The sequence below is a fragment of the Streptomyces jumonjinensis genome (assembly GCF_009600885.1).
Classification (GTDB): Bacteria; Actinomycetota; Actinomycetes; order Streptomycetales; family Streptomycetaceae; genus Streptomyces; species Streptomyces jumonjinensis.
Genome location: NZ_VCLA01000184.1, coordinates 5,797 through 10,332, shown reverse-complemented (window position 1 = coordinate 10,332; position 4,536 = coordinate 5,797). Strand labels below are relative to the sequence as shown.

The 4,536-nt window shown below is 69.4% G+C and carries 3 protein-coding genes and 1 pseudogene; 2 read left to right on the top strand and 2 right to left on the bottom strand.

All coding sequences use genetic code 11. The features are described from left to right. Window positions 1-170: 170 nt before the first annotated feature. On the bottom strand, window positions 171-797 hold the full coding sequence (locus FF041_RS28925; RefSeq protein ID WP_228388694.1) for a L,D-transpeptidase family protein: 627 nt from the start codon (window positions 795-797) through the stop codon (window positions 171-173). A gap of 250 nt (window positions 798-1,047) precedes the next feature. Between FF041_RS28925 and FF041_RS28920 the strand changes: the two genes are divergently transcribed. Beyond that, complete coding sequence (locus FF041_RS28920; RefSeq protein WP_153525540.1) at window positions 1,048-2,199, top strand: hypothetical protein; 1,152 nt, start codon at window positions 1,048-1,050, stop codon at window positions 2,197-2,199. A 1,257-nt stretch (window positions 2,200-3,456) separates the two neighbouring features. Next, window positions 3,457-3,736 (top strand): annotated as a pseudogene (locus FF041_RS28915) (glutaminase); the annotation flags it as partial. A 148-nt stretch (window positions 3,737-3,884) separates the two neighbouring features. On the opposite strand, the gene FF041_RS28910 reads toward FF041_RS28915, so the two are convergent. Next, window positions 3,885-4,536 (bottom strand): fibronectin type III domain-containing protein (locus tag FF041_RS28910; protein WP_407698206.1); only part of this gene is annotated, 652 nt, incomplete at its 5' end.

The window sequence follows — 4,536 nt, the reverse complement described above, 5'->3', positions numbered from 1 at the left end:
GCGGCATGGGCGGGGGGTGTGAGGAGGGGGCCCGGGACGGTCAGCGACGCAAGGGCCATGGCGCCGGCTACGGCGCGCTGCAGGGCGGTGTGGGACAGGGAGATGGCTGGCACGGATGTCCTTCGGGTGAGCGGGAGAGGGAAGCGAGGGGTGCGGTGTGCTGCCACGGGTCAGCTGACGACTGTCAGCGTCGTGGGCCAGCCGATCCGGTCGAGCCGGTTGAAGAGGCTCCTGATGTCCGCGGGGCGCAGTTTGATGCAGCCCTCGGAGTAGAAGTCGTTCGGGTTGGTGTCGGTCCACCGGCGTTGTTCGGTGCTGCCCTGGCTGCCGTTGCGGTTCATCTCGCTGTGGATGAACAGGGCGGTACGGGCGCGGCCGGTGCCGTTGTGGCACTTCTTGTCGGGCAGGCGGATCGCGTAGCCCTTGATCTTCGTGCCGTCGTACGTCCTGGTGTGCTGTCCGAGTGTGTAGGTGCCGTTGGGGAGCCAGCCCTTGCCCGTCGTGCACTCGTTCGTGATGCTCCCGGAGCCGGCGCGGAAGGTTGCCTTCACGGTGCCGCCCTGGAGGACGGACAGGGTGGAGGAGGAGGGGGAGGATTTGTCGAACTTCAGGTGGACTGCGCGGGATGCGGAGTGAGTGGCTGCTGCGGTGCTGGGTCCGTGCGCCCGGGTGTGGGTGGTGGGAGGGGTGGGGCCCGTTGCGGCAGCGGATGCGGTTGCCGCGATGCCCGCGAGGAGGGTGAGAGAGACCGCGGCGCTGGGCAAGGCCCACCGGGTCGGGTGAATGATGCCGGTCATATGCGTGGTCATCCTTTCGGGTGACTCCCCCGCGGTGTGTGGCCGCGCCGGGGCACGGTGCTGCGACAGCCGAACCGGAGGAAGTGGGGTGGTGCGGCGTGCTGAACGCCGCCGACATGACCATTGCGCAGTCCGGCCGGGCGGTGCCAGGGTTCCGGCGGCCGGAGGTTTGCAGTGCACGTTGCACCTCCGTAACCTGCGGCTTCTTCCGTTGCCCCGCAACGACACATCCCTGGGAAGGGGAGAGCACGTGCCGGAGGAACCGACCCCGCTCTTCGTGGAGTTAGCCGACCGTCTTGCCACGGCCCTGGAGGATTGGGCGGCCTGTTTCAGGGAGGCGACAGACGGGCGGCAGCGGGCATCGCGGCAGGGCGTCGTCCGCGCCCTGGACCTGGAGCGTCAGGCACTGGAGCGAGCCGGACGCAGGGCGCCGAGGAAGATCGACGGTCCGCTTCTGTCGTACTGGGCGAAAGGGGCGGACCAGCTGCGGCCGGGCGTCAAGCGGAACAGGTTCCCGGCGGTGGAGGACTGCGAGGCCATCGGGCGGGCGCTGGCCGGCAAGGCTCCGGAGTCCGCGCGCCGACTTCCCGGAATCGGCCGGGAGATCGTCTCCCTCGCCGGGCGCCTGGAGACCGAGGCGGGAACAGACTGGAGAGAGGAGGTCATCCGCTGGAGAGAAAACCGCACAGCCCCCGGCACCGGCCCGGTCGCAGCGCAGGGAGCCGCCGGGCGGCAGCTTCAGCGACCCGCCGATGCACCAGACACCGTCAGCCCTTCCGCTGCGGAACAGCCGGCACCAGCCGCCGCTCCTCAGCGGGCACATGCACACATCCTGCGGCCCGCACGGTGGCGGGCCGCCCTCATTGCCGTCGTCCTCACCGCCGCTGCCGCAACGGGCATCCGCTTCGCCGCCTGGGACCACGACGATGCGGGCCGCCTCGCCCCGGCCCTCTCCACTCCCGCACCACTGGCTCTGACGTGCTCTGCGGACTGGCGGCCGATACCGCAGGCGTTCCTGTCCCTGAAACCGTGCCTGGAGCGCAAAGGCAACAAGCTCTTCATCTCCGCCAAAGTCAAAGCGGTGCCCGAAGGCGACCTTCTTCCGCAGCAGAACGCTGTCGTGTGGCTCTGGCTGATGCGCGAAGACCGCGCGGCGGAGGCCAAGGGGTCCTTTCTGTCCACCCGGCACGAATCGACACTCCGCCGCTGTCCGATCCCGATGCACCGGGACGGAAGAATCACCGTGTGCGGCCCCTTCCCCGTCTCGCTGCCGGCCCGGGAAGGCACCTACACCACCTCCACCGAGGCCCGGCTCCGGGACGCGGTCCACCCGCCCGGCTGGACCGACCCCGCCTTCGCCGGGACCCAGGGTGCCAAGCTGGTCTGGCAGGGAACCGGCTGACCGGCGGCACACGGCCCGGCCCAGAGGCCCGGTACGGCCGGACCGGTTTGACGAGGCGTCGCCGGCGCGGGACGGGGCGACCGGGCGGTTGTCGCCGCAGATACCGCGGCAGCGTTGTTCGGCGCACGTGGCACGGGCGGAGGCGCATGCGGGGCCGGGGGCGCAGGCGGCGTGCGCGGACGGACATGTTGTGCTGGACCTGGCCGAACGGGTGCAGTACCGGGAAACCCCGCGGCCGGTGGATGAATCCGATCCGCCGGACTGGCAGCGCTACACGGTGAGCCCGCTGCGCCCCGGGGAGGACGACCCCGGAGTGAGCCCGGTCGTCGGCCTGCGGGACTGCCGGCAGTGCGGAGCACCGGCCGGACTGGTGTGCTGGCCTCTCCCGCGCGCCCGGCGGTTCCACGGAGCGGCCTGGCCATGCGGACCGGCAAACTCGCCATCGCTTTCCAGGCCGCACTCCACCTCGCCGCGATCCTCATCTGGGCCCGGCGATAGACTGCTGTCAGCGATCGGCCACCCAACACGCGTCCGCAGGCCAAGAGCCTGTGCCGACAACGTGTTCCACGAGCCTGAACGCCTCGCGGATAGGGATGGTGTCCTCATCCGGGTACTCGTCGTCCTGAGGACGAACCTGTCGCTCGCTCCCTCAGTTCCGGGGGACACGGCATGCTCGCCGGGATCGCCCTCCTCTTCGAGGAGCATCACCATCGCGCGCTCGGTGTTCGTCACGAAGGCTGGCGACCGTCCGGACGAACTGGTCAGCCACGTCTCAAGCTGCCCGCTGTCGATCCTTGACCGAAGAGTTTCCAGCATCACCGCGGACGATACGGGGACAGGGCTGTCGTCATTGATCACCCAAGACTCGATCACGAGCACGACGGTCTCACGGACGGATCAAAGAGACAGTCCCTGGAAGGGCTGGTCGACGCGATCGTTGAGGGATTCCGCCCTCACTGATAGCGAGGCTCACGGTACTGATGCTGCATCCTGCCAGTGCCGCGATCTGCTCGCACGCCTGCGTCAACCCCCATCGAGCACTTGCTTACCGACTTGGCGGGGTTCGTCTTACCCAAAGCAGCTACGCCGCGTGGCTGAGCAGAGGAGGGCCGAGTACGAGGGCTGCGGCTACGGTTCACGCATCGGCGTTGTGATTCGGTGAGGCGCCGACGAGTGTCAGGAAGGCACACGCATCACGGTGGCCTCAGCGCTGACGCCCCAGCATATTCATCGCCCGAAAGGTATGGAGGAGGACGCATGCGGTCGGTCATTCCCGACTATCTGGCCGAGGCCCTCGGAGACGTCGAGTCGGACACTTCTGGACAGCCGGCGGACTACATCCCTGAGCTTGCGGCAGCGGACCCTGAGCGCCTCGGGCGCGGTCTTCGCCACCGTTGACGGCGAGGTCTACGGTGCCGGCGACATCGATACCGAGTTTACGATCCAGTCGATCTCCAAGCCGTTCGCGTACGCGTTGGCACTGGCTGATCGCGGCTTCGACCCTGTGCTCGCCAAGGTCGGTGTCGAGCCACCCGGGGGCGAGCCCATGGGCGCTGCGCTGCGGCTGGCGGTTTCTGGGCGAAGCGGTGTTGTGTGCCCGAGTTTTGAGCTGCCCGCGGTCCCTCTGGCTGTGGCCGGGGTGGCCGCGGGCAGCTCGGGTGGGTGTGAAGCCCCTGTTTGACTGCTCAGGGAGCAGGGTGCGGTTCGATCACCTCGACATGGGAGAAGTCCTCGCCGCTGTCGAAACGGGAGTTGCCGTAGCGGTCCACCGCGACCACGGCCCAGCGTACGGTCCCGCCCTGGAGGTCGTAGATCTCCTGGAAGTGGGACAGCGTCGGCTCGTCCTCCCAGCTCTGGCGGACATCGGCCCACTGCTCGTACTGCCACGCCCCGTCGACCGGCAGGCCCCGGTAGAGGTGGTAGCGGTCGACATCGTCCTCCGGGCTCCGCGCCCAGGTCAGCCCGATCTCGGTGCCGGTCATGGCCGCCGCCAGTCCCGTGACGGGCGCCGGGGCCAGTCCGGTGGCCGGCGCGGCGCCCGTGGCGGGAGCCGACCGGGCTGACTGGTGGCCCGCCTGGTCCACGGCGGCCACGGTGTACGCGTACGAGGTGCCCTGCTTGACCCTGGTGTCGGTGAAGGACGTCTGACGGGCGGAGACCTCGTCGACGAGCCGGCTGCCCCGGTAGATCCGGTAGCGCGTCAGGTCCAGTGCGATGGGCGAGGCCGGCGCCTTCCACGTCAGTTCGACGCCGGTCGTCCGTGTCGTGGTCTTCAGACCGGTGGGCACCGAGGGCGCGTGGTCGCCTCGCTCGACGCGGGCGGGCGCCGACTTCGCG